Consider the following 25,708-nt stretch of genomic DNA (forward strand, 5'->3'; position numbering starts at 1 on the left):
TTAGGGTGAGTGACATGACACCCACCGAGAAGCCCGCCGCCAACGCACCCACCGAGGGTGGGTACGACCGGGACGCCACCTACGTCGAGGACCGCATCAGGGCCGACGCACCGGCCGGCGGGCCCACCGGCGAGGCCGTCGGTCGGATGGTCTGGCCGGTGGAGCCCGGGCGCTACCGCCTGGTGGCCGCCCGCGCCTGCCCGTGGGCGCACCGCGTCGTCATCGTGCGCCGGCTGCTCGGGCTGGAGGGGGCCATCTCACTCGGGCTGGCCCATCCCGTGCACGGGGAACCGTCGTGGAACTTCAACCTGGACCCCGATGGGAAGGACCCCGTCCTCGGCATCCACCGCCTGCGCGAGGCCTACGAGGCGCGTGTGCCGGGCTACCCGCGAGGCATCACCGTCCCGGCCCTCGTGGACGTTCCCAGCGGACAGCTGGTCACCAACGACTTCCCGCAGATCACGCTGGACCTCTCGAGCCAGTGGCGGCAACACCACCGGCAGGGGGCCCCCGATCTGTACCCCGAGGAGCTGCGGCAGGAGATCGATGCGGTGTCCCGCCGTGTGTACACCGAGGTGAACAACGGTGTGTACCGGGCCGGTTTCGCCGCGGACCAGGAGCACTACGACGAGGCGTACGACCGGTTGTGGGTCGCGCTGGACTGGCTGGAGGAGCGCCTCTCCACCCGCCGCTACCTGGTGGGCGACCACATCACCGAGGCCGACGTGCGGCTGTTCCCCACGTTGGTGCGCTTCGACCCCGTGTACCACGGGCACTTCAAGTGCAACCGCCAGAAGATCCGCGAGATGCCGGTGCTCTCGGCCTACCTGCGGGACCTGTTCCAGACCCCCGGGTTCGGTGACACCACGGACTTCGAGCAGGTCAAGGAGCACTACTACGCCGTCCACCACGAGGTGAACCCCACCGGTGTGGTGCCCAAGGGGCCGGACATGTCCTGGCTGCTGGAGCCCCACGGGCGCGAGACCCTCGGGGGAACGCCCTGGGGTGAGGGGACCGCCCCGGGTGAGGTGCCGCCCGGGGAGCGGGTGCAGGCGGGGCACAACCCGCTGTACCCGGCCTGACCCGGGTACACGGACGAGGGCGCCCTCCCCGGCGGTGGGGAGGGCGCCCTCGGCGCGACCGGTGTGTCAGCCGCGGGGCGGGGTCCCGCCCTGGTCGCCCGGCTGGTCGCGGTGCGGGATCTCGCGGGTGGGCTGGTCCTCGCGCATCGGCGAGTTCTGCTGCGGCAGCTGCTGCGTGCGGCTGTCGGCAGAGCCCGTGTCCAGACCCGGGTCGCTCTGCACGGGGGCCTTGCCGGCCGGCGTGGACCCACCGAGTCCGCCCATGCCCGAGGCCGAGCCGCGACGCGGGGTGTTGGAGTCCGCGGCCTCGTCGGTGGCACCGGCCGCCTCGGCACGCGCCTTGCGCAGCGCCTCGGCCGGGTCCTCCAGCGCGGTCTCCTCGATGTCCAGGTCCATGGCCTCGCCCTGGGTGTTGGCCTTGTGGACCGACGAGCGGTTGCCGTCCATGCCCGGCTGGCCGCCGAGCACGCCACCGACACCCTTGAGCGCGTCCGTGATCTCGCTGGGGAAGAAGAACATCTTGTTCGCCTCGCCCTTGGAGATCTCGGGCAGCGCCTGCAGGTACTGGTAGGCGAACACCTTGCTGTTCGGGTTGCCGCGGTGGATGGCGTCGAAGACCTGCATGATCGCGCGGGACTCACCCTGGGCGCGCAGCACCGAGGACTGGGCGTCACCCTCGGCCGTGAGGATCGCGGCCTGCTTCTCACCCTCGGCCGTGAGGATCTGCGACTGCTTGATGCCCTCGGCGTTGAGGATGGCCGCTCGACGGTCGCGCTCGGCGCGCATCTGCTTCTCCATCGAGTCCTGCACGCTGGGCGGCGGGTCGATGGCCTTGAGCTCCACGCGGTTGACGCGGATGCCCCAGCGGCCGGTGGCCTCGTCCAGCACGCCACGGAGGCGGCCGTTGATCTGGTCGCGGCTGGTCAGGGTCTGCTCCAGGTCCAGCGAGCCGATGACGTTGCGCAGCGTGGTGACGGTGAGCTGCTCGATACCGGAGATGTAGTTGGCGATCTCGTAGGTGGCGGCCTTCGGGTCGGTCACCTGGAAGTAGATGACCGTGTCGATGGACACCACGAGGTTGTCGCTGGTGATCACCGGCTGCGGTGGGAAGCTCACGACCTGCTCACGCAGGTCGACCGTCGCACGGGGCTTGTCGATGAACGGGATGAGTACGTTGAGACCTGCCTGCAGGGTCTTGTTGTAGCGGCCGAGTCGCTCGACGATGACCGACGTGGCCTGGGGGACGATCTTGATCGCCCGCGCCAGGGCCACGACGACGAACAGGAGCAGTAGTCCGATGACTACGGCGATGGCTCCGGGCACGTCTTCCTCCTTGGGGACGGGGTGGGTCGGGTCTGTCAGGCGGGGAGGCGCTCAATGCGGGCCGTGGCCCCGTCGATGCGCACGACGCGGACGCGCTCGCCGACGGCGAACGTCTCACCGTCCCACTGCGGGCGGGCAGTCCAGGTCTCCCCGGCGAGCTTGATGGTGCCGGCCAGCTCGGTGACCGGGTCGGTCACCCGGGCGTCCTGGCCGGCCAGAGCGGCGGCGTTCGTCTCGTGGTACGGCGCGCTCTCCATGAGCCGGCGTCGCAGCACCGGGCGCACCAGGAAGAGCAGGGCCAGGGCGGTGAGGGAGAACAGGACGAACTGGCCGGTGAGGTTGAGTCCCAGCGCGGCGGCCACCATGGCCACCAGGGCGCCGGTCGCGAGCATGAGGAACATGAAGTCGAGTGTCATCATCTCCACGGCGGCGAGTGCCAGGGCGGCTCCGAGCCACCAGAGCCACTGGGATTCGCGCAGGATCTCGAACATGGCTGCACTGTAGGCCGCCGCAGGGGCCGCGAGGATGGAACCGTGGGCGGAGTTCGGTGCGCGTCGCAGGCCCGCGGGTGGGCCGGTGGACGGCGGGTCTGTGCAGCGGTTTGGACGTTCTGGTAGGGGGTGGCAGAATGGCCCGTTGCGTCCGGTTCACGTCACGCCCCGTCGCGGGGCACGCGGCGATCCGTCCACACGGGCACGCGGACGACCCGGACATCCCACCCCCATCGAGGAGAGACCCATGCGCAAGGACCTTCACCCCGCGTATGACACCACCGAGGTCGTGTGCACCTGCGGCGCCACCTTCACCACCCGCAGCACCGCTGCGAACGGTCGCATGAACGTTGACGTCTGCAGCAAGTGCCACCCCTTCTACACCGGCAAGCAGAAGATCCTGGACACCGGTGGCCGGGTTGCGCGCTTCCAGCAGCGCTACGGCAAGAAGGCCGGCAACTGAGACATCTGGTCATGGCCGGGGTACCCCACGGGGACCCCGGCCATCATCATGTCTGGATGAGGACGACGACATGAGTGACGCCCTGCAGGAGGCCCTCGCCGAGCACGCCCGGCTGGAGGAGCTCATGGCGCAGCCGGAGGTGGTGGCCGACCCGGTGCGCCTGCGCAGGGCCGCGCGTGAGTACGCGGCGCTGGAGCCGGTGGTGCGTGCGGCGGGACGGGTCGAACAGCTGGAGGGGGAGCTGGACGCGGCCCGGGAGCTGGCGGCCGACGACCCGGACTTCGCCGCGGAGGCCGAGGGGCTGTCCGAGGACCTCAAGGCCGCCCGGGACGAGCTGACGCGCACCCTGCTGCCGCGTGATCCCGACGACGACCGGGACGTGATCCTGGAGGTCAAGGCTGGCGAGGGTGGTGCCGAGTCCGCCCTCTTCGCCGGGGAGCTGGTGCGGATGTACCTGCGGCACGCCGAGCGGGAGGGCTGGTCCGCCAGCGTCATGGAGTCGACGGACTCGGACCTGGGCGGCGTCAAGGACGCCCGGGTGGCGATCCGCGGGGGTTCCGGGCAGGAGCCGGGCCGTGCGCCCTGGTCACGGCTGAAGTTCGAGGGGGGCGTCCACCGCGTGCAGCGGGTGCCGGTGACCGAGTCGCAGGGGCGCATCCACACCTCGGCGGTCGGGGTGCTCGTGCTCCCCGAGGTCGACGACCCGGCCGAGGTGGAGATCGCCCCGGCGGACCTGAAGGTCGACGTTTTCCGCAGCTCCGGGCCCGGTGGACAGAGCGTGAACACCACCGACTCCGCGGTGCGGATCACGCACCTGCCGACCGGGGTGGTGGTCACCTGCCAGAACGAGAAGTCCCAGCTGCAGAACAAGGAGGCGGCGCTGCGGGTGCTTGCCTCGCGCCTGCGACGCGCGGCGATGGAGGAGGCCGCGGCCGAGGCGAGCGAGGCCCGGCGGGCGCAGGTGCGCACCGTGGACCGCAGCGAGCGGGTGCGCACCTACAACTTCCCCGAGAGCCGGATCAGCGACCACCGCAGCGGGTACAAGGCCCACAACCTGCCGGCGGTGTTGGACGGCGACCTCCGTCCCGTCGTCGACTCGCTGGTGGCCGACCACGAGGCCAGGCTCCTGGCGGGGGAGGGCTGAGTGGTGTCGCAGGGCCCCGCGGGGGATTCGCTGGACTCCCTGCTGCGTTCCACCACGGCCCGGCTGGGGGAGGCGGGCTGCCCCAGCCCCGCGGCGGACGCCGCGACCCTCCTGGCCCACGTGCTGGAGTGCGACGGCTCCGAGCTGCACCGGCAGGTGCTGTTGGGCCGGGGGCTGTCCGGGGACGACCCGCGCAGGAGCCGGCTGGAGGAGCTCGTGGGGCGGCGGGTGGCCCGGGAGCCGCTGCAGCACCTCACCGGTGTCGCCTGGTTCGCGGGCGTACCGCTCGAGGTCGGCCCCGGGGTCTTCGTGCCCCGCCCGGAGACCGAGCTGCTGGTCACGCGGGCCCTCGAGCTGCTGGAGTGCCCCGGGCGTGACCCTCAGCAAGAGGTCGAGGTGGTGGACCTGTGCGCAGGCAGCGGGGCGGTGGTGCTCGGCATCGGCTGCGGCGTGGAGCGCCTGCGTCAGCAGGGGGAGGACGCGCCTGCGCCGGTGCTGCGGGCGGTCGAGATGGACCCCGTCGCCGCCGAGTACGCACAGCGGAACATCGAGCAGCTGGGGCTGACCGTCGACCTCAGGGTGAGTGATGCGCGGTTCGAGTTCGACGACCGGGAGGGTCAGGTGGACCTGGCCGTGAGCAACCCGCCCTACGTGCCGGACGGTGCGCTGCCGGTGGACCCGGAGGTCCTGGAGCACGACCCGGCCGCCGCCCTCTACGGCGGATCGCCCGACGGCCTGGCCCTCCCGCTGGCGCTGACACGCCGGGCGACGGGGCTGCTGCGTCCCGGTGGTCACCTGCTCATGGAGCACGACGACAGCCAGGGGGAGTCGATGCCGCGCATGCTCACCGAGCTGGGCTTCACCGACGTGCGTGACCACCTGGACCTCGCCGGCCGCCCGCGTTTCGTCGAGGGGCGCTGGCCGGGGCGCTGAACCGGCTCGGGCGCGGGTGGCCGGTGCGGTCGCCCCCCCCCCGTGAAAGACTGCACCGACCGCACTTCAGGAGGACTGGATGAGCCCGGTGTTCGACTGCACGGACCCCACGGACGAACAGCGCGACGAGGCGCTCGGGGCGGCCCAGGAGGCCATCTCCGAGGGCCGTGTCGTCGCCCTGCCCACGGACACCGTCTACGGGGTGGGGGCGGACCCCTTCCATCCCGATGGCGTGCCCAACGTCCTGGCGGCCAAGCGCCGCACGGCCTCGATGCCACCGCCGGTGCTCGTGCCCTCGGTGCGGACCCTGGACGGCCTGGCCACAGCGTTGCAGCCCTACGTCAAGGGCATGGTCCGTGAGCTCTGGCCCGGGCCGCTGACGATCGTCGTGCAGGCCCAGCCCTCCCTGCAGTGGGACCTGGGTGAGACCAATGGCACCGTCGCCCTGCGCATGCCGGACCACGACCTGGCCCTCCGCCTGCTGGCGCGCACCGGCCCGCTGGCGGTCACCAGCGCCAACATCACGGGACAGCCGGCCTCGACCACCGTGCTGGAGGCCGCGACCCAGCTGGGCGCGGCCGTGGAGGTCTACCTGGACGGCGGAAAGACGGCCGGCAACCGCCCGTCGACGATCGTCGACTGCACCCGACCCAGCCCGGTGATCCTGCGCCTGGGCGCCCTGTCCGTCGAGCGGCTGGAGGAGGTGCTGGGAGAGGACGTGCATCTGCGGCTCTCCCCGGCCGAGCCGGAGCCGGCGGCCGACCGCGAGGCGCTGGAGAAGGAGCTGAAGGCCACCGGTCGCTCGGTCTCACCGGGTGCTGAGTCCGCACCGGTGAACGAGGCTCCCGGACTGGCTCCGGGGGAGGGGGAGTCGGACGGCGTCGACGCGATCGACGACGAGGACGAGGAGGCCGGTCGCCGCGAGGAGGCCGAGCAGGAGGCCTGGCTGGCCCAGCTGGGGGAGCAGGAGAACGCGCCCGACGAGTCGACGGGGGCGGCGTCCGAGTCGCCGCCCGTGCCCGAGCTCGAGCGGCGCACCGCGGGGGCGACCAGCCTCTGGTCCACCGCGTCCGACGCGTCCTCCGAGCCGGAGCCGGATCCGATCGAGGACGACGGTGTGAACCAGGCCCACGAGCCGACGGCGTCCACCCTCCGCACGGTCGCGGTGCCGGTGGAGCAGGAGTTCGACCTGGTCGGCGTCGACGCGGAAGGACACGAGCTGCACGACCAGCCGGCGCGTAGGCTGCGCAGTGGTCGCGCCCACGACGCAGATCCCGCGGCGCCGGCGCAGGACGCCCCATCGGCCAACGACGACAGGAGCACAGCATGAGTCGGACCCCCTTCTTCGGGCCGGACTACGACCTTCTGCAGCAGCAGGACCCGCAGATCGCGGAGATCCTGCTGTCCGAGCTGGAGCGCCAGCGCACCGGCATCCAGCTGATCGCCAGTGAGAACCAGACCAGCCCGGCCGTGCTGGCCGCGCTGGGGTCGACGCTGTCGAACAAGTACGCCGAGGGCTACTCCGGCAAGCGCTACTACGGCGGCTGCTCCGAGGTGGACAAGGCCGAGAACCTGGCGATCGAGCGCGCAAAGGGGCTCTTCGGGGCCGACCACGCGAACGTCCAGCCGCACTCCGGTGCCTCGGCGAACCAGGCCGTGTACGGCGCCTTCGCCAAGCCGGGCGACACCATCTTGGCCATGAGCCTGGACCACGGTGGACACCTGACCCACGGGTTCAAGGTGAGTTTCTCCGGCAAGTGGTTCAACGCGGTCCACTACGGCGTGAACGCCGAGACCGAGCACATCGACTACGACGAGGTGGAGCGCCTGGCCAAGGAGCACCGCCCCAAGATCATCTTGGCCGGCGGCTCGGCCATCCCGCGCCTCATCGACTTCGAGCGCTTCCGCGCGATCGCCGACGAGGTCGGGGCCATCTTCTGGGTGGACGCCGCGCACTTCATCGGCCTGGTGGCCGGTGGCGCCATCCCGTCGCCGGTGCCCCATGCCGACGTCGTCTCCTTCACGACCCACAAGGTGCTGCGCGGTCCGCGCGGCGGCGCCATCGTGTGCAAGGAGGAGCACGCCTCCAAGATCGACAAGGCCGTCTTCCCGATGATGCAGGGCGGCCCCCTCATGCACGGCGTCGCGGCCAAGGCGGTGAACTTTCACGAGTGCCTGCAGCCGGCCTACAAGGAGTACGCCGCCCGCGTGGTGGAGAACTCCCAGAAGCTGGCCGGCGCGCTCGGTGAGCACGGGCTGCGCCCGATCTCCGGCGGCACCGACACCCACCTGTCGCTGCACGACCTGCGTGAGCTGGGAGTGTCCGGCAAGGACGCCGAGGCGCGCTGCGACGCGGCCGGCCTGGTGCTGAACAAGAACACCATCCCGTTCGACCCGGCCCCGCCGATGCTGGCCTCAGGTGTCCGCGTGGGCACCCCGGCCGTCACCACGCAGGGCATGGGCACCGAGCAGATGCAGGTGATCGCCGACCTCATCAAGAAGGCCGTCACCGAGGGTGACGCCGACCGCGAGTCCGCGGTGTCCCGGGAGATCCGGGCCCAGGTCGACGAGCTGACCGACCAGTTCCCGGCCTACAAGCGCTGAGCCGACGTGCGGCCCGGCCCCGGTGACGGGGCGGGGTCGTGACCCGCTGCCCGACCGACGAGGAGGTGTTCGCCCGTGCGTGAATACCTCCTCGTCATGCTCGTGGCCGGCGTCATCACCCTCTGGGTCACGCCGCTGGTGCGCTGGTTCGCGGTGCGCGCGGGGGCCATCACCCCCGTGCGCGGCCGGGACGTGCACGCCGTGCCCAAACCGCGGCTCGGGGGGCTGGGCATGCTGGCGGGGCTGCTGGCGGCCACGCTCGTGGCGGCGCACCTGCCCTACCTGAGCCAGATCTTCGCCGACACCCAGGTCTACGGGGTGCTGCTCGCGGCGCTCGTGGTCTCCGCCCTCGGGGCCGCCGACGACCGCTGGGACCTCCACTGGGCGCTCAAGCTGGGAGGGCAGGCGGCCGCGGCGATCGTGCTGGCCTCGCAGGGGGTGCAGCTGGTGAGCCTCCCCGTGCAGGGCTACACGATCCTGCCGGGCCCGGTCTCGCTCGCGCTCACCATCCTGCTGGTGGTGGCCACGATGAACGCGGTCAACTTCGTCGACGGGCTCGACGGCCTGGCCGCGGGCATGGTGGGCATCGCCTCGGCGGCCTTCTTCGTGTGGAGCTACGAGCTGTCGCACACCTACGACCCGCCGAACGTCTTCTCGACCGCCACCTTCCTCACCGCGGTCCTGCTGGGTGTGACGGCCGGGTTCCTGCCGCACAACTTCCACCCCTCCCGCCTCTTCATGGGGGATGCCGGGTCGCTGCTGCTGGGTCTGCTGATGGCCGCGGCCACCATCTCTCTCACCGGGACGGTCGACCCCGCCGCGGTGGACGGCAGCTCCCGGACCGCCGCGGTCGTGCTGCCGCTCGCCCTGCCGGTCGCGGTCGTCGCCGTGCCCCTGGTCGACATGCTGCTCGCGGTCGTCCGGCGCACGCTCGCGGGGCTGAAGCCGTGGGACGCCGACGCCCGTCACCTGCACCACCAGCTGCTGCGGCTGGGGCACAGCCACCGGTCGGCCGTGCTCACCATGTACCTGTGGTCCGGAGCCGTGGCCGGGGGAGTGCTGGCCTTCAACTACCTGCCGGCCTGGGGCGCGCTCGTCCTCCTGGCCGCGCTGCTGCTGTGCGCCGTCGTGGTCACCTGGGTGGTGCCCCGTCGTGTCACCCCGAAGGAGTCCGCCGCGTGAGCAGGTCCCCCTGGTCCCTGATGGTCGCGCGAGGGCCGCTGGCCTCGCTGCTGATGCTCGCCGTGGCCGTCCCGGTCGCGTTGTGGACCCGTGGTCCGGAGGGCGCGGTCACCGCCGCCGGTGTGTGCCTGACGACCGCGGTGGTGCTCACCGGGGGACTGGTGATGGTGCGGGTCGTGCTGGGCGGCGCGCCGGCGCTGGTGGTGCCGATGGCGCTGCTCGTGTTCTTCCTGCAGGTGGGCCTGTTCGCGGCTGCCGTCTTCCTGGTGCCCTGGCCCGACGGGTACGTCTTCGCCCTCGTCGGGGGCCTGGCGGTCGTCGCCTGGCAGGCGGGGGTCGTCCAGGGCTACCTGGCCGGTCGCCACGAGATGGTGGTGGATCCCTGCGAGCCGGGGAGCCGAGATGGTTGACGGCCGACCGGAGCCGCCGGAGTACCGAGGGCCCTGGGTGGGTGACGACGAGCCGGAGGACGAGTGGGCCAAGGAGGCCTGGCGCGGCGGCAGCAGCCGGGGGGCGGACCTCGGTGCGGCCGTCCTCGGGACCCTTCTCACCGGCATCCTGGTCTTCGCCGGTCTGGGGTGGCTGGTGGTCGAGCTGACGGGTCTCGACTGGCTGATGCCCTTTGTCATCCTCCTCGGCGTGGGCGTGTCCCTTTTCACGCTCATCCTCAGGTATGGTGACGCCTGACAACGACGACGCATCGTTTCCCGCGGGCCGTCGCCCTGCCGGATCATGACCCCTCGTCGCCGTCTGACCCCGTGCGTCACGCACGAGATCGGGGTCGACACCCCAGACCCCGTGGAGGAGTAACACGTGAGCCACGCACCGGCCATGCTTGCGAAGGTGGAGTTCCACCAGCCGAGCACCAACGACTTCTGGCTCCCGTTGTTCGAGGTGGGTGGCTTCGCGTTCACCCGCCAGATGCTGGTCGTCGTGCTCGTCACCGCCGCGCTGTGCGCGTGGATGATGTGGGCCGCCAAGCGGGCCGCGGTTGTCCCCTCGAAGGGCATGTTCGTCACCGAGGGCATCTACGACTTCGTGCGCAACGGCATCGCCCGTGACCTCATCGGCGGTGAGAAGTTCAAGCCGTTCGTCCCGCTGCTCTTCTCGCTGTTCGTCTTCATCCTGGTGAACAACCTGATGGGCATCATCCCGCCCGTGCAGATGCCGACCATGGCGTCCATCGCGTTCCCGGTCGTCCTCACGATGATCGTCTACGTCGTCTACCACGTGGTCGGCATCCGCAAGCACGGCTTCGGTGGCTACCTCAAGACCTTCGTCCCGAGCGGCCTCCCCAAGGTGATCGTCCCGGTCGTGTTCTTCCTGGAGTTCATCTCCAAGACCGTCACCCAGCCGCTGACCCTCGCGCTGCGACTGTTCGGAAACATGCTCGCCGGTCACATGGCCCTGGTGCTCTTCATCATGGGTGGATGGTTCCTTGTGAACTCCGGCCCGATGCTGGCGATCGCCGGTGCCGGCTCCTGGATCATGGGTCTGCTCATGACCTTCTTCGAGATCCTGATCCAGTGCCTGCAGGCCTACGTGTTCACCCTGCTGTCGGCCAGCTACATCGGCGCCTCGCTCTCCGAGGACCACTGATCCGGCGCGTCGCGCCCACCGGCGGGGAGACCCGCCCCCAGACTTCCTGACGTACAACTGAACAGCACCACCCCCTGAACCCAGCCCTGTGCGGAACGACCGCGTGGGACACAAGGAAAGAGGAACATCCATGGAAGGCTCGCTGAACCTCGTCGGTTACGGTCTCGCCACCATCGGCCCGGCCATCGCCGTGGGTCTGATCTTCGCCGCCTACATCAACGGTGTCGCGCGTCAGCCCGAGTCCCGCTCGCTCCTGCAGCCGATCGCTATCCTCGGTATGGCCATCGCCGAGGCCCTCGCCATCCTGGGCTTCGTGCTGACCTTCATCCTCTGACGGATCCGCGTCACACCGCGTGACCACCTCGGTGGCACGCACCCCCTGTCGAATCCGTTGAAGGAGACACCGTGCACTACCTGAGTGTGCTGGCTGAGGGCGAGGAGCACGCCGCCGGTCGTAGCGGCACCGACGCGCTCATCCCGTACCTGCCGGAGCTCATCTTCGGTCTCATCGCCATCGGCATCGTCTACTTCGTGGCCAGCAAGTTCTTCGTGCCGGCCATGGAGAAGGCCTACGCCGAGCGGCGGGACGCCATCGAGGGCGGCATGGCCCGCGCCGAGCAGGCGGAGGCCGACGCCAAGGCTGCGCAGCAGAAGTACGAGTCGCAGCTCGCCGAGGCCCGTGCGGAGGCCAACGCCATCCGCGAGAAGGCCCGCGAGGAGGGCGACGTCATCCGTGCGGAGAAGCGTGAGCTCGCCGATGTGGAGGCGAACCGGGTCCTGGAGACCGCGCAGAAGCAGATCGCTTCGGAGCGTCAGCAGGCCCAGGTGCAGCTCCGCGGTGAGGTCGGCCGCCTGTCGACCGACCTGGCCGGCCGCATCGTCGGCGAGTCGCTGACCGACGAGGCCCGTCAGAAGGGTCTGGTCGACCGCTTCCTGACCGAGCTCGAGTCCGGTCGGGCGGACGTCACCACGAAGGCCCGCTGATGCAGGGGACTTCGATCGGTGCCTACGCCGCCTCGCGCCAGGTGCTCGAGCAGCAGCTCGAGGGCGGTGCGCAGGGTATGGACCTGGCCGACCAGCTCTTCGGCGCGGCCGAGGTGCTGGGCGACAGCGGACAGCTGCGGCGGGCGCTGACCGACCCCACTCGTGAGGGTGGGGACCGGGCGGCCCTGGCGGAGAAGGTCTTCTCCCCCGTGGCCGAGCCCGCCCGCGCGGTGCTGTCCGCGGCCGCCGGCCAGCGGTGGCGCACCGAGGGCGACCTCGGTGAGGCCGTCATCCGCCTGGGGGTCGAGGCCCTCATGGCCTCGGCCGAGCGGTCGGGCAACGACCAACGCGTGATGGACGAGTTGTTCACCGTGCAGGAGCAGTTCACCGAGGACGCCGCCCTGCGGAGCACCCTGACCGACCGCCGTGTCGAGCGGGGAGCCAAGCGGGACCTCGCTCAGCGCCTGCTGGGCGACAAGGTGGCCCCCGAGACGCTGCGGCTGACTCAGCAGGCCGTCGCCGGCGCCAAGTCGCTGCGCTTCGACCTCGCCCTGCGGGCCTACCGCGAGATCGCCGCGGCCCGTGCCGAGCGTCTGCTCGCGGTGGCCCACACCGCCGCCCCCATGACCGACGAGCAGGTCCAGCGCCTGCGCGCGGCGCTGACCACGCAGTACGGCCGTGAGATCACGCTCAGCACCGTCATCGACCCCGAGGTCGTCGGCGGCGTCCGCGTCGAGGTCGCGGACGACGTGATCGATGGCACCGTCTCGCGCCGCCTGGCCGAGGCCCGCGACGGGATGGTCGGACGCGTCTGAGCGTCAGTCCCCCCACCCCACATACACCGGCCGAGACACTGACCCGGGCCCACGAGCGGCCCACCAAGGAGAGATCATGACGGAGCTGTCGATCCGTCCGGAGGAGATCCGGGACGCTCTGGACTCGTTCGTCCAGTCGTACGAGCCCCAGGCTGCTGCCAGCCAGGAGGTCGGCCGCGTGGCCGATGCCGGTGACGGCATCGCGCACGTGGAGGGCCTGCCCTCGGCGATGACCAACGAGCTGCTTGAGTTCGCCGACGGGACCCTGGGCCTGGCGCTGAACCTCGACGTGCACGAGATCGGTGTCGTCGTCCTGGGCGACTTCGCCGGCATCGAGGAGGGGATGGAGGTCCGCCGCACCGGTGAGGTCCTCTCGGCCCCCGTGGGCGACGCCTTCCTCGGCCGCGTGGTGGACCCGCTGGGTCAGCCGATCGACGGCCTGGGCGACATCCCCGCCGAGACCCGTCGTGCGCTGGAGCTGCAGGCCCCCTCGGTCGTGCAGCGCCAGTCGGTGCACGAGCCGATGCAGACCGGCATCAAGTCCATCGACTCGATGGTGCCGATCGGCCGCGGTCAGCGTCAGCTGATCATCGGTGACCGCCAGACCGGCAAGACCACGGTGGCGATCGACACGATCCTCAACCAGCGTCAGAACTGGGAGTCCGGCGACGTCAACCAGCAGGTGCGCTGCATCTACGTGGCGATCGGCCAGAAGGGCTCGACCATCGCCGAGGTGCGCCGCACCCTGGAGGAGAACGGCGCGCTGGAGTACACCACCATCGTGGCGGCCCCCGCGGGCGACCCGGCCGGCTTCAAGTACCTGGCCCCGTACACCGGCTCGGCCATCGGCCAGCACTGGATGTACGACGGCAAGCACGTCCTGATCGTGTTCGACGACCTGTCGAAGCAGGCCGAGGCCTACCGGGCCGTGTCGCTGCTGCTGCGCCGCCCGCCGGGTCGTGAGGCCTACCCGGGTGACGTGTTCTACCTGCACAGCCGCCTGCTCGAGCGCTGCGCCAAGCTGAGCGACGACATGGGCGCCGGTTCGATGACCGGTCTGCCCATCATCGAGACCAAGGCCGGTGACGTCTCGGCGTACATCCCGACCAACGTCATCTCGATCACCGACGGTCAGATCTTCCTCGAGTCCGACCTGTTCAACTCGGGTGTCCGCCCCGCCATCAACGTGGGTGTCTCGGTCTCCCGAGTGGGTGGTGACGCTCAGATCAAGTCCATGAAGGAGGTCTCCGGCCGACTGCGCACCGACCTGGCGCAGTACCGCGAGATGGAGGCCTTCGCCATGTTCGCCTCGGACCTGGATGCCGCGTCCAAGGCCCAGCTCGAGCGTGGTGCCCGCATGGTGGAGCTGCTCAAGCAGCCGCAGTCCGCGCCGATGTCGGTGGACCGTCAGGTGGCCGTCATCTGGGCCGGCACCAACGGTCACCTTGACGACGTGCCCACCCAGGACGTGCAGCGCTTCGAGGCCGAGTTCCTCGACTTCATGCAGCGTGAGCACGCGGGCTTCTTCGAGTGGGTCCGGGAGAACTCCGGGTCGAAGCTCAACGACGACTCGCGTGGGATGCTCGAGACCGGGATGGCGCAGTTCAAGCGCCAGTTCCAGCCCTCCGAGGGCGCGGGCATCCGCCCGGGCTCCGACGAGGCCGAGGAGAACACCCCCGAGCTGGAGGACGGCGACGTCAACCAGGAGCGGATCGTCAAGGCCAAGCGCTGAGCGGCTGCCGGGGAGACGCCACGGCGTCTCCCCGGCCGTCCCCGGCAGCGCCCCTGGACGGGGCGCACCGCCCGAGCGATCGGGCCCCGGTCGTCCTCGGACGACCACCCGCAGGACGCGGGACCTGGAGAACGTGCACTGACCACCACCGGAAGGCGGAACGACATGGCAGCGGGGCAGCGGGAGTACCGCCAACGCATCAAGTCCGTCAAGGCCACCAAGAAGATCACCAAGGCGATGGAGCTGATCGCGGCCTCCCGGGTGATCAAGGCGCGCACGCGGGTCGAGGAGACCACGCCGTACGCGCGGGCACTGACGAAGGCCGTCTCGGCCGTGGCCACCAACTCGAACGAGGACCATCCCCTGACGACCGAGCACGACGACCGTCGTCGCGGCGGCATGGTGGTCATCTCCTCCGACCGCGGGCTCGCCGGCGGCTACCCGTCCGCCCCGCTGAAGTTCTCGGACCGTCTGGCCGAGCAGCTCCGCGACGAGGACGGCCTCGAGGTCGTGCCCTACCTGGTGGGGCGCAAGTCGGAGGGCTACTACCGCTTCCGCAACCGTGACTGGGCGCGGGACTGGTCCGGCTTCTCGGACGCGCCGACCGTCGAGGCGGCGCGCGAGATGGCCGACGCCGTGATCGAGGCCTTCATGACCCCGACCGAGGAGGGTGGCCTGGACGAGGTGCACGTGGTGTACACGCGCTTCGTCAACATGGTCAGCCAGGAGGTCACCGCGGCGCGCATCCTGCCGCTCGAGGTGGTCGACGCCGAGGAGGGCGTGGGCGCCGAGGGCACGCAGCAGGACGGCGACGGGCTCGTGCCGGAGTACGACTTCGAGCCGAGTGCCGACGAGGTGCTGGACGCGCTGCTGCCGCAGTACGTGACCTCGCGCATCTACAACATGATGCTGCAGTCCGCGGCCTCGGAGCTGGCCGCGCGACAGCGGGCCATGAAGTCGGCGACGGACAACGCCGAGGAACTCATCAAGGACTACACGCGACTGGCCAACCAGGCCCGTCAGGCCGACATCACGCAGGAAATCAGCGAGATCGTGGGTGGCTCCGCCGCCCTCGCCGACTCCCAGTGACTCCAGCAGTGACGGACAAGAAGGAAACGGATCACATGAACGCCACCATCGCCGCGGAGAACTCCTCCGCCACTCAGCAGGCCGGTGCGGTCGGCCGTCTGGCTCGGAGCATCGGGCCGGTCGTCGACATCGAGTTCCCGCCGGACGCCGTTCCGCCCATCTACAACCTGCTCAAGGCCGAGGTCGACCTCGGCGGCGTGACCAAGACGCTGAACCTCGAGGTCGCCCAGAACATCGGTGACAACCTGGTCCGCGCCATCTCGCTGCAGCCGACCGACGGTCTGGTGCGCGGCGCCGAGGTGCGCGACACCGGCGGCCCCATCAGCGTGCCCGTGGGTGACGTCACCCTGGGCAAGGTCTTCAACGCCACCGGTGAGTGCCTGAACCTCGCCGAGGGCGAGCAGCTCGAGGTCACCGAGCGCTGGGGCATCCACCGCAAGGCGCCGGACTTCGACAAGCTGGAGTCCAAGACCCAGATGTTCGAGACCGGCATCAAGGTCATCGACCTGCTCACCCCGTACGTTCAGGGTGGGAAGATCGGCCTCTTCGGTGGTGCCGGTGTGGGCAAGACGGTGCTCATCCAGGAGATGATCGCCCGTGTGGCCCGCGACCACGGTGGTGTGTCGGTGTTCGCCGGTGTCGGTGAGCGCACCCGTGAGGGCAACGACCTCATGGTCGAGATGGAGGAGGCCGGCGTCCTCGGTCAGACCTCCCTGGTCTTCGGCCAGATGGACGAGCCGCCGGGCACCCGTCTGCGCGTGGCCCTGTCCGCGCTGACGATGGCGGAGTACTTCCGCGACGTTCAGAAGCAGGACGTGCTGCTCTTCATTGACAACATCTTCCGCTTCACCCAGGCCGGTTCCGAGGTCTCCACGCTGCTGGGCCGCATGCCCTCCGCGGTGGGCTACCAGCCGACCCTGGCCGACGAGATGGGTGTGCTGCAGGAGCGCATCACCTCGACCCGTGGCCACTCGATCACCTCGATGCAGGCGATCTACGTGCCGGCCGACGACTACACCGACCCGGCCCCGGCCACGACCTTCGCCCACCTGGACGCCACGACCGAGCTCTCGCGCCCGATCGCGTCGATGGGCATCTACCCGGCCGTGGACCCGCTGACCTCCACCAGCCGCATCCTGGACCCGCGCTACATCGCCCGGGACCACTACGAGACCGCGGCCCGTGTGAAGTCGATCCTGCAGAAGTACAAGGAGCTGCAGGACATCATCGCGATCCTCGGTATCGACGAGCTCTCCGAGGAGGACAAGATCCTCGTCGGCCGTGCCCGTCGCATCCAGCGCTTCCTGTCGCAGAACACCTACGTCGCCAAGCAGTTCACCGGCATCGAGGGTTCGACCGTGCCGCTGGCCGAGACCATCGAGGCGTTCACCAAGATCGCCGACGGTGAGTACGACCACCTGCCCGAGCAGGCCTTCTTCATGTGCGGTGGCCTCGAGGACGTCGAGCGCCAGGCGCACGAGCTGGAGAAGAACAGCTGATCGCCCGGTCCTCTTGGACGACACGACGGAGCCCCCACCTGGAAGGCGGTTTCAAGGGGTCCTCGCAACACCTGATGGCCTAGTTGGTTGTCAGTAGATCACGCAGGCGCTCGGCTGGGTTTGCCCAGCCGAGCGTTTTGCGTGGGCGGCCGTTGAGTTCCTGGGCGACGTATTCGAGTTCGGCCGGGCCGTGGACCGACAGGTCGGTGCCCTTGGGGAAGTACTGCCGCAGCAGTCCGTTGGTGTTCTCGTTCGACCCGCGCTGCCAGGGTGAGTGTGGGTCGCAGAAGTACACCGGTACACCGGTGGCGATCGTGAACTGCCGGTGAGCGGCCATCTCGCACCCCTGGTCCCAGGTCAGCGACCCACGCAGGTGCTCTGGCAGGGTCCCGATCAGGTCGACCAGGACGTCCCGGACCTCCTCAGCGGTGTGCCCACCGGGCAGGTGCCCGAGCATCACGTACCGGGTGGAGCGTTCCACCAAGGTCAGGATCGCGCTGCGTCCACCAGCGCCCAGGATCAGATCACCCTCCCAGTGGCCCGGCACGGCCCGGTCTTCCACCTGCGCGGGACGATCACTGATCATGACCATCGGGTCGGTGAACCTCTTCTGCCGCTGATCGGGCCTGGTGCGGGGCACCCGGCGGGCCCGCCCGGTCCGCAACGCGGTGGCCACCTCGCGGCGCAATCCGCCGCGGGCCTGGAAGTACAACGCCTGGTAGATCGTCTCGTGACTCACCCGCACAGTGTCGTCCTGCGGGAACGCCCCTGGCAGGGAACGGCTGATCTGTTCCGGGGACCACCGCAGGGCGAGTTTCTCGCTGACGTAGTCCCGAAGCGCTCCCGGTCGAGCCAGCTTCGACTCCTTCGGCCTGGCCCGCGACCGGGCCCAGGCCCGCTGGGCCCGGTGGGGCAGGTACACCCCGCCAGTGCTGTACGTGTCCAGTTCCCGCTTGACCGTGGACGCCGACCGGCCCAGCACCCGGGCGATCCCTCGCAACGACATGCCCTGCCGGTGCAGGTCAGCGATGGTCTCCCGGTCCGTCACGGTCAGATACCTGGGGTGCAGGCGTTTCTCCACCACCGACAGGGAGGGCTCTACCGACACGATCCTGGTCATACCCGTGGTGTAGTCCACCCGTCGCCCATCGGGATAGATCCTGGCCCCGTTGGTCCTGCGCACTCCCCGGTCCCAGTCCTCGGCCGTACGCACGTGCACCCCGACCCGTTCGGCGGCATCCCGACGGGTGACTCCAGCAGCACGTAACCGGTCGTACTCACCCCGCCGCGGATGAGGCCCTGTCCCCGGCCGACCCCGACCAGACAACCCCGCCTTGCGCACCCACCCAGCAGCGGTGTTCTCGTTCGCCCCGACCGCACGCGCAGCAGCCCGCACATTCCCCTGATGAGCATCCAACGCCGCCCAGAACGCGCTCTTGACCTCAGACAACCACATGGTCCTCGCAACTCCCTGAAGAACAGGGTGTTGCGAGGACCACTAGAACCCGCCGAACGGTGGGGGCTCCGTCGTGCGTGGGGCCGATGCGCCGGGAACGGGTCCCGGCCTCGGCGTCACTTGCGGTGGAACAGGAACCAGCTGGTGGCGATGTACTTGTCACCGCCGCGGGGCATATTGCCGCGGTGGGTGTGGGTGAAGGCGGCCGGGGCGATGACCAGGGAGCCGGTGCGCGGCTCCACCAGGCGGTCCTGGTAGAGGAACTCGGTGCCGCCCTCGGAGAAGCCGTCGTTCAGGTAGGCGGTCCACAGGCAGTGTCGGTGCAGGGCCTCGTGGCTGGAGTCCGTCGGCATGGTCTCGCAGTGCCAGTAGGGGTAGCCGCCGTCGTCGGCCGTGTAGCGCTGCACGTTGATGCCGCCGGGCCGCAGGGCGACGCCGGCCATGTTGATGACCTCCTGGTCGCTCATCTGCGACAGGTCCTCGGCCGTCAGCCGGGCGGTGCCCCCGTCGGGCGTCTTGCGCTGGAACATCATCGGCGCCAGCAGCACGTGCGGGTAGGTGCGCACGTACTGCACCAGGCACCGGCTGGCCGCCGCGACGAGCTCGCTCTCGAGCTCCCGCCACTCCGGCTTGTTGGAGATGAAGACGTCGACCGACTTCTTCATGCTCGGGTCCACCCCGCCGCCGGTGCGACCGGGGGACTGGGCCTTGCTCGCCTCGAACGCGTCGATGAGGCGCTGGCAGAGCTCGGGGGAGAGGGCGTCGGGGTAGACCTCGATGAAGTCCCCCCGCCCGGGGGCGGGTGCGTGTTCGGTGGTCGTCATGGGGCCATCGTGGCACCGTCGCCCACCGATGGCGGGGCGCCCCTCCGAGGAGGTGCCGGGCCGGCGGTCGGGCGGGGCGGATCCGACCGCGATGCCGCGTAGTATGGGGGCCTCCCACCCCCGAAACCCCTCAGGAGTACCCGGTGAGCCACCTGACCGTTGACCTCGTCGCAGCCGACCGCCAGGTGTGGAGCGGTGAGGCCTCCATGGTGACCGCACGCACGACCGACGGCGACCTGGGCATCATGCCGGGTCACACCCCGATGCTGAGCACCCTCGTGTCCGGTGCGGTGGGCATCCACACGTCCGCCGGCAAGCAGGAGGTCACCGTCGACACGGGCTTCCTGTCCGTGGACAGCGACAAGGTGACCGTGGTGGCCGAGAAGGTCGACGCGAGCTCCCTCTCCGCCTGACCGTTCGTGGGGACCACCTTCCTCACCGTCGAGTTGGTCCTCGGCGCCCTCCTGCTGCTCCTGCTCGCGTGGCTGGTCTTCAGCTGGTGGCGGCGGGTGCGGATCGCGGGCGGGTGCTTCACCGCCCTCTGCCTGGTGCGGCGTCCTGAGTCCACCCGTTCGGCCATTGTGCGGCTGGGCCCGCGCGCCGTCGAGTTCCACTCGCTCTGGGGCGCGGGGACCACGCCGTTCCTGGCCCTGGGGCGCACCTCCGTCGAGATGGAGTGGCTCGACGAGAGCGGCCCGGCCACCGGGGGGCGCTGGGTCCGCCTGACGGGCCTGCCGGCCTCAGGGATGCACGCGAACCCCTGCTCCGGTGCGGACGCGGGGGTCGACGTGGCGCTCTCCGCGGGGGACGGGCGCGCGCTGCGGGCGTGGCAGGAGACCCTGCCGCCCGGTCACTCCTTCTCGGCCGAGCTCTGACGGCCCTTCGGCGCGTTCTGGCGACCGCCGCCCGGCTGCCAGAGCACGTCCCCGTCGGGGCCGGCGGCACTGCGGGCCAGGATGAACAGCAGGTCCGAGAGCCGGTTGAGATAGCGACCCGGCAGCGGTGAGACGCCGCCGGTGCCCTTCTCCGCGCCCTCCGGGGCCTTCTCCTGACCGTGCACGGCGACGGCCGTCCACGCGGCGCGCTCGGCGCGGCGGGCGATGGTGCGGGCGACGTGCAGGTGCGCCGACAGCGCACCACCACCGGGCAGGATGAAGCTCCGCAGGGCCGGCAGGTCGGTGTTGAACCGGTCGCAGTCGGCCTCCAGGTCGTCGATCCACTCCTGCGCGACGCGCAGCGGTTCGTACTCGTAGCTCGACCGCAGCGGCAGGGAGAGGTCGGCGCCCACGTCGAAGAGCTCGTTCTGCACGCGGCGCAGCACCTCGGCCACGTCGGGCCGGTCGGCCGTGTGCAGCATCGCGACGCCGAGTGCGGCGTTCGTCTCGTCGGTGTCGGCGTAGGCCACCAAGCGGGGGTCGTCCTTGCTGGTGCGCCCGAAGTCGCCGAGGCCGGTGGTGCCGTCGTCGCCGGTGCGCGTGTAGATGCGGGTGAGGTTGACCATGGGCACAGCCTGTCACCGTCGCGGGCGGACCCCGCGGTGGGGCGGGGCCGGCTGCCGGCTCAGAAGAGCTTGCCCTCGGCGTCGTCGAGTCCGCGCAGGGCGTCGTAGTCGAGGGTGACGCAGCGGATGCCGCGGTCCTCGGCCAGGGTGCGGGCCTGCGGGCGGATGACCTGGGCGGCGAACACGCCCTGCACCGGTGCGAGGTGGGGGTCCCGGTTCAGCAGCTCCAGGTAGCGGGTCAGCTGCTCAACGCCGTCGATGCCACCCCGCCGTTTCACCTCCACGGCCACCGTGCCGCCGTTGGCGTCGCGGCAGAGCAGGTCCACGGGGCCGATGGGCGTCATCCACTCCCGGCGGACGAGGCTCCAACCGCCGCCCAGCGTGGTGATGTGCTCGGCCAGGAGGGCCTGCAGCTGCGACTCGACGCCGTCCTTGACCAGACCCGGGTCGATGCCGAGGTCCCGCTGCAGGTCCTCCAGCACCTCGTGGAGGTGGATGACGAGCTGGTCCCCGGACTTGGCGTGGGTGACGGTCCAGACGGCCTCCACGCCCTCCTCCCGCAGCTCCTCGCCGGGTTCGGACTCCACCGTGGTGCAGGGCGGGCTCATCCAGTTCAACGGCTTGTAGGAGCCGCCGTCGGAGTGGACGAGCACGGACCCGTCGGCCTTCACCACCAGCAGGCGGGTGGCGAGGGGCAGGTGGGCGGTGAGCGCGCCGGTGTAGTCGACCTGGCAGCGGGCAATGACGAGTCGCACGGGGGAACTCTAGGTGAGGGGCCGCGTCCGGGCGGGGGGAGCGGGGCGGGAGTGTCCGCCGGGCGCGGACGGGTGGGAGAGTGGGGTGCATGACGCAGATCGCATCGGTGGGAGTTGTGGGCCTGGGCACCATGGGTGCCGGCATCGTCGAGGTCTTCGCGCGGGGTGGCCTGCGCGTGGTGGGGGTCGAGATGACCCCGGAGCTGGCGGAACGGGGGCGCTCCCTGCTGGAGGCGTCCACCGCTCGCGCCGTGCAGAAGGGCCGGCTCGACGAGCAGGGGCAGCAGGCCGTCCTGGGGGCCGTGACCTTCACGAGCGAGCTCGGGGACCTGGCGGACGTCGACCTGGTCGTCGAGGCCGTGCCGGAGCGGATGGAGATCAAGCAAGACATCTTCGCCCGGCTGGACGAGGTGACCCGTGACGACGCGATCCTGGCGACCAACACCTCGAGCCTGTCGGTCACGGAGATCGCCGCGGGCACCGGCCGTCGCGAGCGCGTCGTCGGCATGCACTTCTTCAACCCGGCCCCGGTGCAGAAGCTGGTCGAGGTGATCCACACGCCGGTCACCGACCCGGGTGCCGTCGAGGCGGTGCGCGAGCTGGCGTCCTCGCTCGGCAAGGAACCCGTCGTGGCCGGTGACCGCGCCGGCTTCGTGGCCAACCACCTGCTGTACGGGTACATGAACCGGGCCGGCCGGCTCTACTTCGACGGTGCGGTCGACGCGGCGGACCTGGACACGGCCATGCACGTGGGGGCGGGGCTGCCGATGGGCCCGCTGACGCTCATGGACCTGGTCGGCCTGGACGTCTGCGTGGGGATCGGCCCGATCATCCACTCGCTGACCCACAAGGACATGCACGCGCCCTCCTACGAGCTGGCGACGATGGTGCGGGCGGGCCTGCTGGGCCGCAAGAGCGGTGCCGGCTTCCACCCCTACTCCCCGGAGGCGCGGGCCGCCGCGGCCGAGCGCACCGCCGACCCCGCACGGGCACGGGAGGTGTCCGTCGTCGGCGTCCTCGGTGCCGGGCAGGACGCCGAGGACCTCGCCGCCGCCCTCACCGGGGCGGGGGTGGAGGTGCTGCGGGTCAGCGAGGCCGGGGCGGACCTGTCCGAGCTGTCGCGCGCCGAGGTCGTGTTCGAGGCCGCCGAGGTGGTGGACCCGGTCCAGGAGGACTGGGACGAGCCCGACGCCGGGACGCTCGAGGAGGACGACGCGCTCATCGAGCTCGACGCCCTCTTCCTCGAGCTCGGGCGGGTGCTTCCCGCCGACGCCGTCGTCGTCTCCCTCACGGCGGACACGACGCTGGACCTCGCGGCCACCAGCGGCCGGCACGCCGCCGCGCTGCGCGGGGTGCTCCACGAGGCGACCCCGCACGGGCGCCTGCTGGAGCTCGGCCGGATCACGACCACCTCCCCGGAGGTGGAGGCGACCCTGCGGGCGCTCGCCGAGCGGGCCGGTCTGACCGCCGTCGTCGTGCGGGACCAGCCGGGGCTGGTCGTCGAATCGCTGTTGATCCCCTTCCTCAACGAGGCCGTGCTGATGGCCGAGTCGGGCTACGCGAGCGCCGCCGACGTCGACGCGGCGATGGTCCACGGCTGTGGCTACCCGATGGGCCCGTTCGCGATGATCGACCACCTCGGGGCGGACCACGTCCTGGACGCCCAGGCCGAGCTGTTCGCCGCCACCCAGGACCCGGGTCTGGCGCCCGCGGCGGCGCTGGTGGACCACGCGGTGATCGACCTCCCGTTCGGGGCCTGAGGTGGGTCGCGGACGTCGCCGTGGCGGGGCCCGGGGGAGTGCCCGGGCCCGCCAGACGCCCTCCGTCCCAACGCCGGTGGGCGGTTCGCTGCGCCACACCCCCGACCAGGTGGAGTGGCGCGGCGGCCGCGAGTTCCTGGTGCGGACCCTGCACGGCAACGACCAGGGGCGGGTCTACCGCTGTCCCGGGTGCCACCACGAGGTGCTCTCCGCCCAGCCGCACCTCGTCGTCTGGCCGCACGACGGCGTGCTCGGGGTGGAGGAGCGACGTCACTGGCACACCCGCTGCTGGGCGATGGGCTGACCGGGTCACAGGACGAGCACAGTCAGCTCACAACCCACCCCGTGACGTGCCCCGGACCGCTGTGGCGCGTACGGTGGAGGTGTCGACCGAGGCCCGCCCGGGTCGCAGTGGCACCCACCGGGGGTGTCGCGAGGTCGCCCACGAAGGAGGGGAACGCATGACTCACGAGAACGCACTGATCGTCGATCGCCGCCACGCCCTGACCGGCGCCGCCGCCGTGGCAGCCGGAGGGGCGGCTGCCCTGGCCGGTGCGGAGGGGGCCTCGGCCGCCTACCGCGTCAACCGCCGCACGCTGCGCAAGGGTGACCGCAACGACGACGTGCTGTACTTCCAGCGCAAGGCTCGTCAGGCCGGCTTCTACCCGGGCAAGCCCGACGGCATCTACGGCTTCCAGACCCAGCAGGTCGCTTGGGCCGTGCAGAAGGCCTACGGCCTGGTCCGCGACGGCGTGGTCGGCCAGAAGACCTGGCTGAAGGTCATCCGCCAGCCGCAGATCAAGGTCCGCACCACCTCGGGCACCCGCATCGAGGTGGACCTGGACCGTCAGCTGCTCTTCTACATCAAGAGCGGTGAGCTCCAGGAGATCCACAATACCTCCACCGGCAACGGCGAGGGCTACGAGTACCGCGGCAAGTACTACCCGCACGCCCGTACCCCGCGCGGCACCTGGGGCGGCATGTGGAACGAGGACGACGGCTGGCGCAACGGCGAGCTCGGCAGCATGTGGCGTCCGTACTTCTTCGCCGCCGGCGGCTACGCCATCCACGGCTCGCGCTTCATCCCGCCGTACCCGGACAGCCACGGCTGCGTGCGCCTGTCGATCAAGGCGATGAACCACCTCATCTCCATCGGCGCCATGCGCTGGAACCGCGACACGCTGATCTACGGCACCGGCCCGAACCAGGACCCGGAGGGCGCCTCCGTGGCCGGTGCGGCCTCGGGCTCGGCCGCCGGTGGTGCGCCGCAGCACGTGGTCGACCTCCGCCTGAAGGACGTGCGCAGCACGATCTGAGCCGATCCGGCACCGCCGTGGGCGGGCGTCACGTGAGCAGGTGGAGAACCAGCCTCGTGGCGCCCGCCCACGCGCATGCCCAGAGGATGCTGGCGAAGGTGCCGATGATGAAGCGCTCGGAGACCGCGCCCGTCTTGGCGGTGCGCAGCTCGGGGTAGCGCCCGAGCGCCTTGACGGCGACGACCAGTGCGAGGGCGTAGTCGGACCCCGCCAAGACGGCGGAGTAGGCCGAGGCGCGCTCCAGCAGACCGATCCACCGTCCGCCGGGCAGCTCGAGGCCGTCCGGGTCGGGGGACTCGACGTGGCCGAGGAACCACACGACGACCGGTCCGCCCAGCAGGGTGGCGGCCACCCCGCAGAGCAGCACGACGGGGATGACCTGCGGGTCCCACCAGTTCACGTCTGCTCCTGCTCGTCGGACGGCTCGGGCCCGCCCAGCGTCGCACAGGCGTCCCACGCGTCGTCCAGGAGCGCTGCGCAGAGCAGCCGGGCGCGCTCGTCCTCGGCCCATCCCGCGGCGCGGAGGCGCTGGCTCACGGCGCTGGGGGAGACGCCGAGGTCAGCGGCGACGGCCCGCTGGGTGGGGGCGGTGGCCATGGCGTCCACGACCTCCCACCCCTCGTCCGTGCGCCGGGTGAGCAGGGCGCTCCAGAGCCACAGCGCACCCTCCGCCCGGAGCAGCAGGTCGAGCTCCTCGGCGGCCCGGTCGACGGTCGTGTTCGCGTCCAGCGCCACCGGCTGGGGCGTGCGGTGACTGCGCTCCACGGCCCGGCGGGCCGCGATGAAGGCCGGCCCCCTGGCCTCGCGGACGGAGGCCGGCAACGGTTCCTCGACGGGGCCGATGCCGATGCCGATGCGCCAGGTACCGCTGCGCAGGAGCCGGCCGACCAGCTCGACCACCTCCGCCCCCGAGGTCACGAGCCCTTGGACCTCGTCCCCTGCGGCCCGCTCGAAGGGCAGTCCGTGCTCCGGGGAGGTGGGTGCGTCGGTGAGCAGGGCGAGGGCGTCGGGGACCGCGTCCGCGTGGTGGCGCGAGTCCCGCTGGTCCGCGGTGAGGACGAAGTGGCGCCCACCCGGGACCCTTTCCTGCAGGGTTTTCCCTTCACTCATGGGGGTGAAGGGTAGTATCTTCACGGCGTGGGTGGCAGGTGTCACC

The 25,708-nt window shown here is 70.9% G+C and carries 29 protein-coding genes; 21 read left to right on the forward strand and 8 right to left on the reverse strand.

The features are described 5' to 3' along the window. Nucleotides 1–14 precede the first annotated feature (14 nt). Nucleotides 15–1,082 (forward strand): glutathione S-transferase family protein, encoded by a 1,068-nt coding sequence (locus ACY8FT_RS01605; RefSeq protein WP_462417200.1) that lies wholly within the window; start codon nucleotides 15–17, stop codon nucleotides 1,080–1,082. A gap of 66 nt (nucleotides 1,083–1,148) precedes the next feature. Here the strand turns inward: ACY8FT_RS01605 and ACY8FT_RS01610 are convergent, their stop codons facing one another. Together ACY8FT_RS01610 and ACY8FT_RS01615 are read right to left on the reverse strand one after the other, a co-directional pair. Then, nucleotides 1,149–2,405 carry an SPFH domain-containing protein gene (locus ACY8FT_RS01610; protein WP_462417201.1) on the reverse strand — a complete coding sequence of 419 codons (1,257 nt, stop codon included), beginning with the start codon at nucleotides 2,403–2,405 and terminating at the stop codon, nucleotides 1,149–1,151. Nucleotides 2,406–2,440: 35 nt separating this feature from the next. Next, the gene (locus tag ACY8FT_RS01615) at nucleotides 2,441–2,896 is read right to left on the reverse strand and encodes an NfeD family protein (protein ID WP_462417202.1); all 456 of its coding nucleotides are present in this window, start codon (nucleotides 2,894–2,896) and stop codon (nucleotides 2,441–2,443) included. 247 nt (nucleotides 2,897–3,143) lie between these two features. Here ACY8FT_RS01615 and rpmE point away from each other — a divergent pair, with 247 nt between their 5' ends. From rpmE to atpD, 15 genes are all read left to right on the forward strand, one after another. Continuing rightward, the gene (rpmE, locus tag ACY8FT_RS01620) at nucleotides 3,144–3,359 is read left to right on the forward strand and encodes a 50S ribosomal protein L31 (RefSeq protein WP_462417203.1); all 216 of its coding nucleotides are present in this window, start codon (nucleotides 3,144–3,146) and stop codon (nucleotides 3,357–3,359) included. Nucleotides 3,360–3,429: 70 nt separating this feature from the next. Further along, nucleotides 3,430–4,503 (forward strand): peptide chain release factor 1, encoded by a 1,074-nt coding sequence (gene prfA, locus ACY8FT_RS01625; protein ID WP_462417204.1) that lies wholly within the window; start codon nucleotides 3,430–3,432, stop codon nucleotides 4,501–4,503. A 3-nt stretch (nucleotides 4,504–4,506) separates the two neighbouring features. Then, on the forward strand, nucleotides 4,507–5,436 hold the full coding sequence (locus ACY8FT_RS01630) for a N5-glutamine methyltransferase family protein (protein ID WP_462417205.1): 930 nt from the start codon (nucleotides 4,507–4,509) through the stop codon (nucleotides 5,434–5,436). Between the two features lie 79 nt (nucleotides 5,437–5,515). Next, nucleotides 5,516–6,766, forward strand: coding sequence for an L-threonylcarbamoyladenylate synthase (locus tag ACY8FT_RS01635; protein ID WP_462417206.1), 1,251 nt, complete (start codon nucleotides 5,516–5,518; stop codon nucleotides 6,764–6,766). Then, a complete protein-coding gene (locus ACY8FT_RS01640) occupies nucleotides 6,763–8,040 on the forward strand; it encodes a serine hydroxymethyltransferase (protein ID WP_462417207.1) in 1,278 nt (425 codons plus the stop codon). Before ACY8FT_RS01635 ends, ACY8FT_RS01640 begins: the two co-directional genes overlap by 4 nt. Before the next feature lie 75 nt (nucleotides 8,041–8,115). After that, nucleotides 8,116–9,222 (forward strand): glycosyltransferase family 4 protein, encoded by a 1,107-nt coding sequence (locus tag ACY8FT_RS01645; RefSeq protein ID WP_462417208.1) that lies wholly within the window; start codon nucleotides 8,116–8,118, stop codon nucleotides 9,220–9,222. Then, nucleotides 9,219–9,632, forward strand: coding sequence for a hypothetical protein (locus tag ACY8FT_RS01650; protein WP_462417209.1), 414 nt, complete (start codon nucleotides 9,219–9,221; stop codon nucleotides 9,630–9,632). The genes ACY8FT_RS01645 and ACY8FT_RS01650 overlap by 4 nt, the downstream gene beginning before the upstream one ends. Beyond that, nucleotides 9,625–9,909: a hypothetical protein gene (locus tag ACY8FT_RS01655; protein ID WP_462417210.1), complete on the forward strand. Its 285-nt coding sequence runs from the start codon at nucleotides 9,625–9,627 to the stop codon at nucleotides 9,907–9,909. The genes ACY8FT_RS01650 and ACY8FT_RS01655 overlap by 8 nt, the downstream gene beginning before the upstream one ends. A 126-nt stretch (nucleotides 9,910–10,035) precedes the next feature. Further along, nucleotides 10,036–10,821, forward strand: a complete 786-nt coding sequence (gene atpB / locus ACY8FT_RS01660; RefSeq protein ID WP_462417211.1) for a F0F1 ATP synthase subunit A — start codon at nucleotides 10,036–10,038, stop codon at nucleotides 10,819–10,821. Between the two features lie 130 nt (nucleotides 10,822–10,951). Further along, nucleotides 10,952–11,155, forward strand: coding sequence for an ATP synthase F0 subunit C (locus tag ACY8FT_RS01665; protein ID WP_015779769.1), 204 nt, complete (start codon nucleotides 10,952–10,954; stop codon nucleotides 11,153–11,155). An 80-nt stretch (nucleotides 11,156–11,235) separates the two neighbouring features. After that, complete coding sequence (locus ACY8FT_RS01670) at nucleotides 11,236–11,805, forward strand: F0F1 ATP synthase subunit B (protein WP_462418376.1); 570 nt, start codon at nucleotides 11,236–11,238, stop codon at nucleotides 11,803–11,805. Next, nucleotides 11,805–12,620 (forward strand): F0F1 ATP synthase subunit delta, encoded by an 816-nt coding sequence (locus tag ACY8FT_RS01675; RefSeq protein ID WP_462417212.1) that lies wholly within the window; start codon nucleotides 11,805–11,807, stop codon nucleotides 12,618–12,620. The genes ACY8FT_RS01670 and ACY8FT_RS01675 overlap by 1 nt, the downstream gene beginning before the upstream one ends. Before the next feature lie 76 nt (nucleotides 12,621–12,696). Next, on the forward strand, nucleotides 12,697–14,352 hold the full coding sequence (gene atpA / locus ACY8FT_RS01680) for a F0F1 ATP synthase subunit alpha (RefSeq protein WP_462417213.1): 1,656 nt from the start codon (nucleotides 12,697–12,699) through the stop codon (nucleotides 14,350–14,352). A 165-nt stretch (nucleotides 14,353–14,517) separates the two neighbouring features. Then, complete coding sequence (locus ACY8FT_RS01685; protein ID WP_462417214.1) at nucleotides 14,518–15,441, forward strand: F0F1 ATP synthase subunit gamma; 924 nt, start codon at nucleotides 14,518–14,520, stop codon at nucleotides 15,439–15,441. Nucleotides 15,442–15,476: 35 nt separating this feature from the next. Then, complete coding sequence (gene atpD, locus ACY8FT_RS01690) at nucleotides 15,477–16,940, forward strand: F0F1 ATP synthase subunit beta (protein WP_462417215.1); 1,464 nt, start codon at nucleotides 15,477–15,479, stop codon at nucleotides 16,938–16,940. Nucleotides 16,941–17,019: 79 nt separating this feature from the next. Here atpD and ACY8FT_RS01695 read toward each other — a convergent pair whose 3' ends face one another. Both ACY8FT_RS01695 and ACY8FT_RS01700 read right to left on the reverse strand, forming a co-directional pair. After that, nucleotides 17,020–18,396, reverse strand: a complete 1,377-nt coding sequence (locus ACY8FT_RS01695; protein ID WP_462417188.1) for an IS30 family transposase — start codon at nucleotides 18,394–18,396, stop codon at nucleotides 17,020–17,022. A gap of 116 nt (nucleotides 18,397–18,512) precedes the next feature. Then, nucleotides 18,513–19,220 (reverse strand): 2OG-Fe(II) oxygenase, encoded by a 708-nt coding sequence (locus ACY8FT_RS01700; protein ID WP_462417216.1) that lies wholly within the window; start codon nucleotides 19,218–19,220, stop codon nucleotides 18,513–18,515. 143 nt (nucleotides 19,221–19,363) lie between these two features. Here ACY8FT_RS01700 and ACY8FT_RS01705 point away from each other — a divergent pair, with 143 nt between their 5' ends. After that, nucleotides 19,364–19,633 (forward strand): F0F1 ATP synthase subunit epsilon, encoded by a 270-nt coding sequence (locus tag ACY8FT_RS01705; protein ID WP_462417217.1) that lies wholly within the window; start codon nucleotides 19,364–19,366, stop codon nucleotides 19,631–19,633. Between the two features lie 6 nt (nucleotides 19,634–19,639). Continuing rightward, nucleotides 19,640–20,095, forward strand: a complete 456-nt coding sequence (locus tag ACY8FT_RS01710) for a hypothetical protein (RefSeq protein ID WP_462417218.1) — start codon at nucleotides 19,640–19,642, stop codon at nucleotides 20,093–20,095. Here ACY8FT_RS01710 and ACY8FT_RS01715 read toward each other — a convergent pair. After that, complete coding sequence (locus tag ACY8FT_RS01715; RefSeq protein WP_462417219.1) at nucleotides 20,071–20,721, reverse strand: cob(I)yrinic acid a,c-diamide adenosyltransferase; 651 nt, start codon at nucleotides 20,719–20,721, stop codon at nucleotides 20,071–20,073. The two genes, ACY8FT_RS01710 and ACY8FT_RS01715, sit on opposite strands and share 25 nt — an antisense overlap. Nucleotides 20,722–20,780: 59 nt before the next feature. Beyond that, nucleotides 20,781–21,476, reverse strand: a complete 696-nt coding sequence (gene nucS / locus ACY8FT_RS01720) for an endonuclease NucS (RefSeq protein ID WP_462417220.1) — start codon at nucleotides 21,474–21,476, stop codon at nucleotides 20,781–20,783. Between the two features lie 89 nt (nucleotides 21,477–21,565). On the opposite strand from nucS, the gene ACY8FT_RS01725 reads away from it, so the two are divergent. From ACY8FT_RS01725 to ACY8FT_RS01735, 3 genes are all read left to right on the forward strand, one after another. After that, a complete protein-coding gene (locus ACY8FT_RS01725; RefSeq protein WP_462417221.1) occupies nucleotides 21,566–23,236 on the forward strand; it encodes a 3-hydroxyacyl-CoA dehydrogenase NAD-binding domain-containing protein in 1,671 nt (556 codons plus the stop codon). A gap of 76 nt (nucleotides 23,237–23,312) precedes the next feature. Further along, nucleotides 23,313–23,540, forward strand: coding sequence for a hypothetical protein (locus ACY8FT_RS01730; protein ID WP_462417222.1), 228 nt, complete (start codon nucleotides 23,313–23,315; stop codon nucleotides 23,538–23,540). 157 nt (nucleotides 23,541–23,697) lie between these two features. Further along, nucleotides 23,698–24,552 (forward strand): L,D-transpeptidase family protein, encoded by an 855-nt coding sequence (locus ACY8FT_RS01735; protein ID WP_462417223.1) that lies wholly within the window; start codon nucleotides 23,698–23,700, stop codon nucleotides 24,550–24,552. Nucleotides 24,553–24,580: 28 nt separating this feature from the next. Here ACY8FT_RS01735 and ACY8FT_RS01740 read toward each other — a convergent pair whose 3' ends face one another. Next, the gene (locus ACY8FT_RS01740; RefSeq protein ID WP_462417224.1) at nucleotides 24,581–24,952 is read right to left on the reverse strand and encodes a hypothetical protein; all 372 of its coding nucleotides are present in this window, start codon (nucleotides 24,950–24,952) and stop codon (nucleotides 24,581–24,583) included. Continuing rightward, the gene (locus ACY8FT_RS01745; RefSeq protein ID WP_462417225.1) at nucleotides 24,949–25,662 is read right to left on the reverse strand and encodes a hypothetical protein; all 714 of its coding nucleotides are present in this window, start codon (nucleotides 25,660–25,662) and stop codon (nucleotides 24,949–24,951) included. Before ACY8FT_RS01745 ends, ACY8FT_RS01740 begins: the two co-directional genes overlap by 4 nt. Nucleotides 25,663–25,708 lie beyond the last annotated feature (46 nt).

The sequence above is a fragment of the Kytococcus sp. Marseille-QA3725 genome (assembly GCF_054950055.1).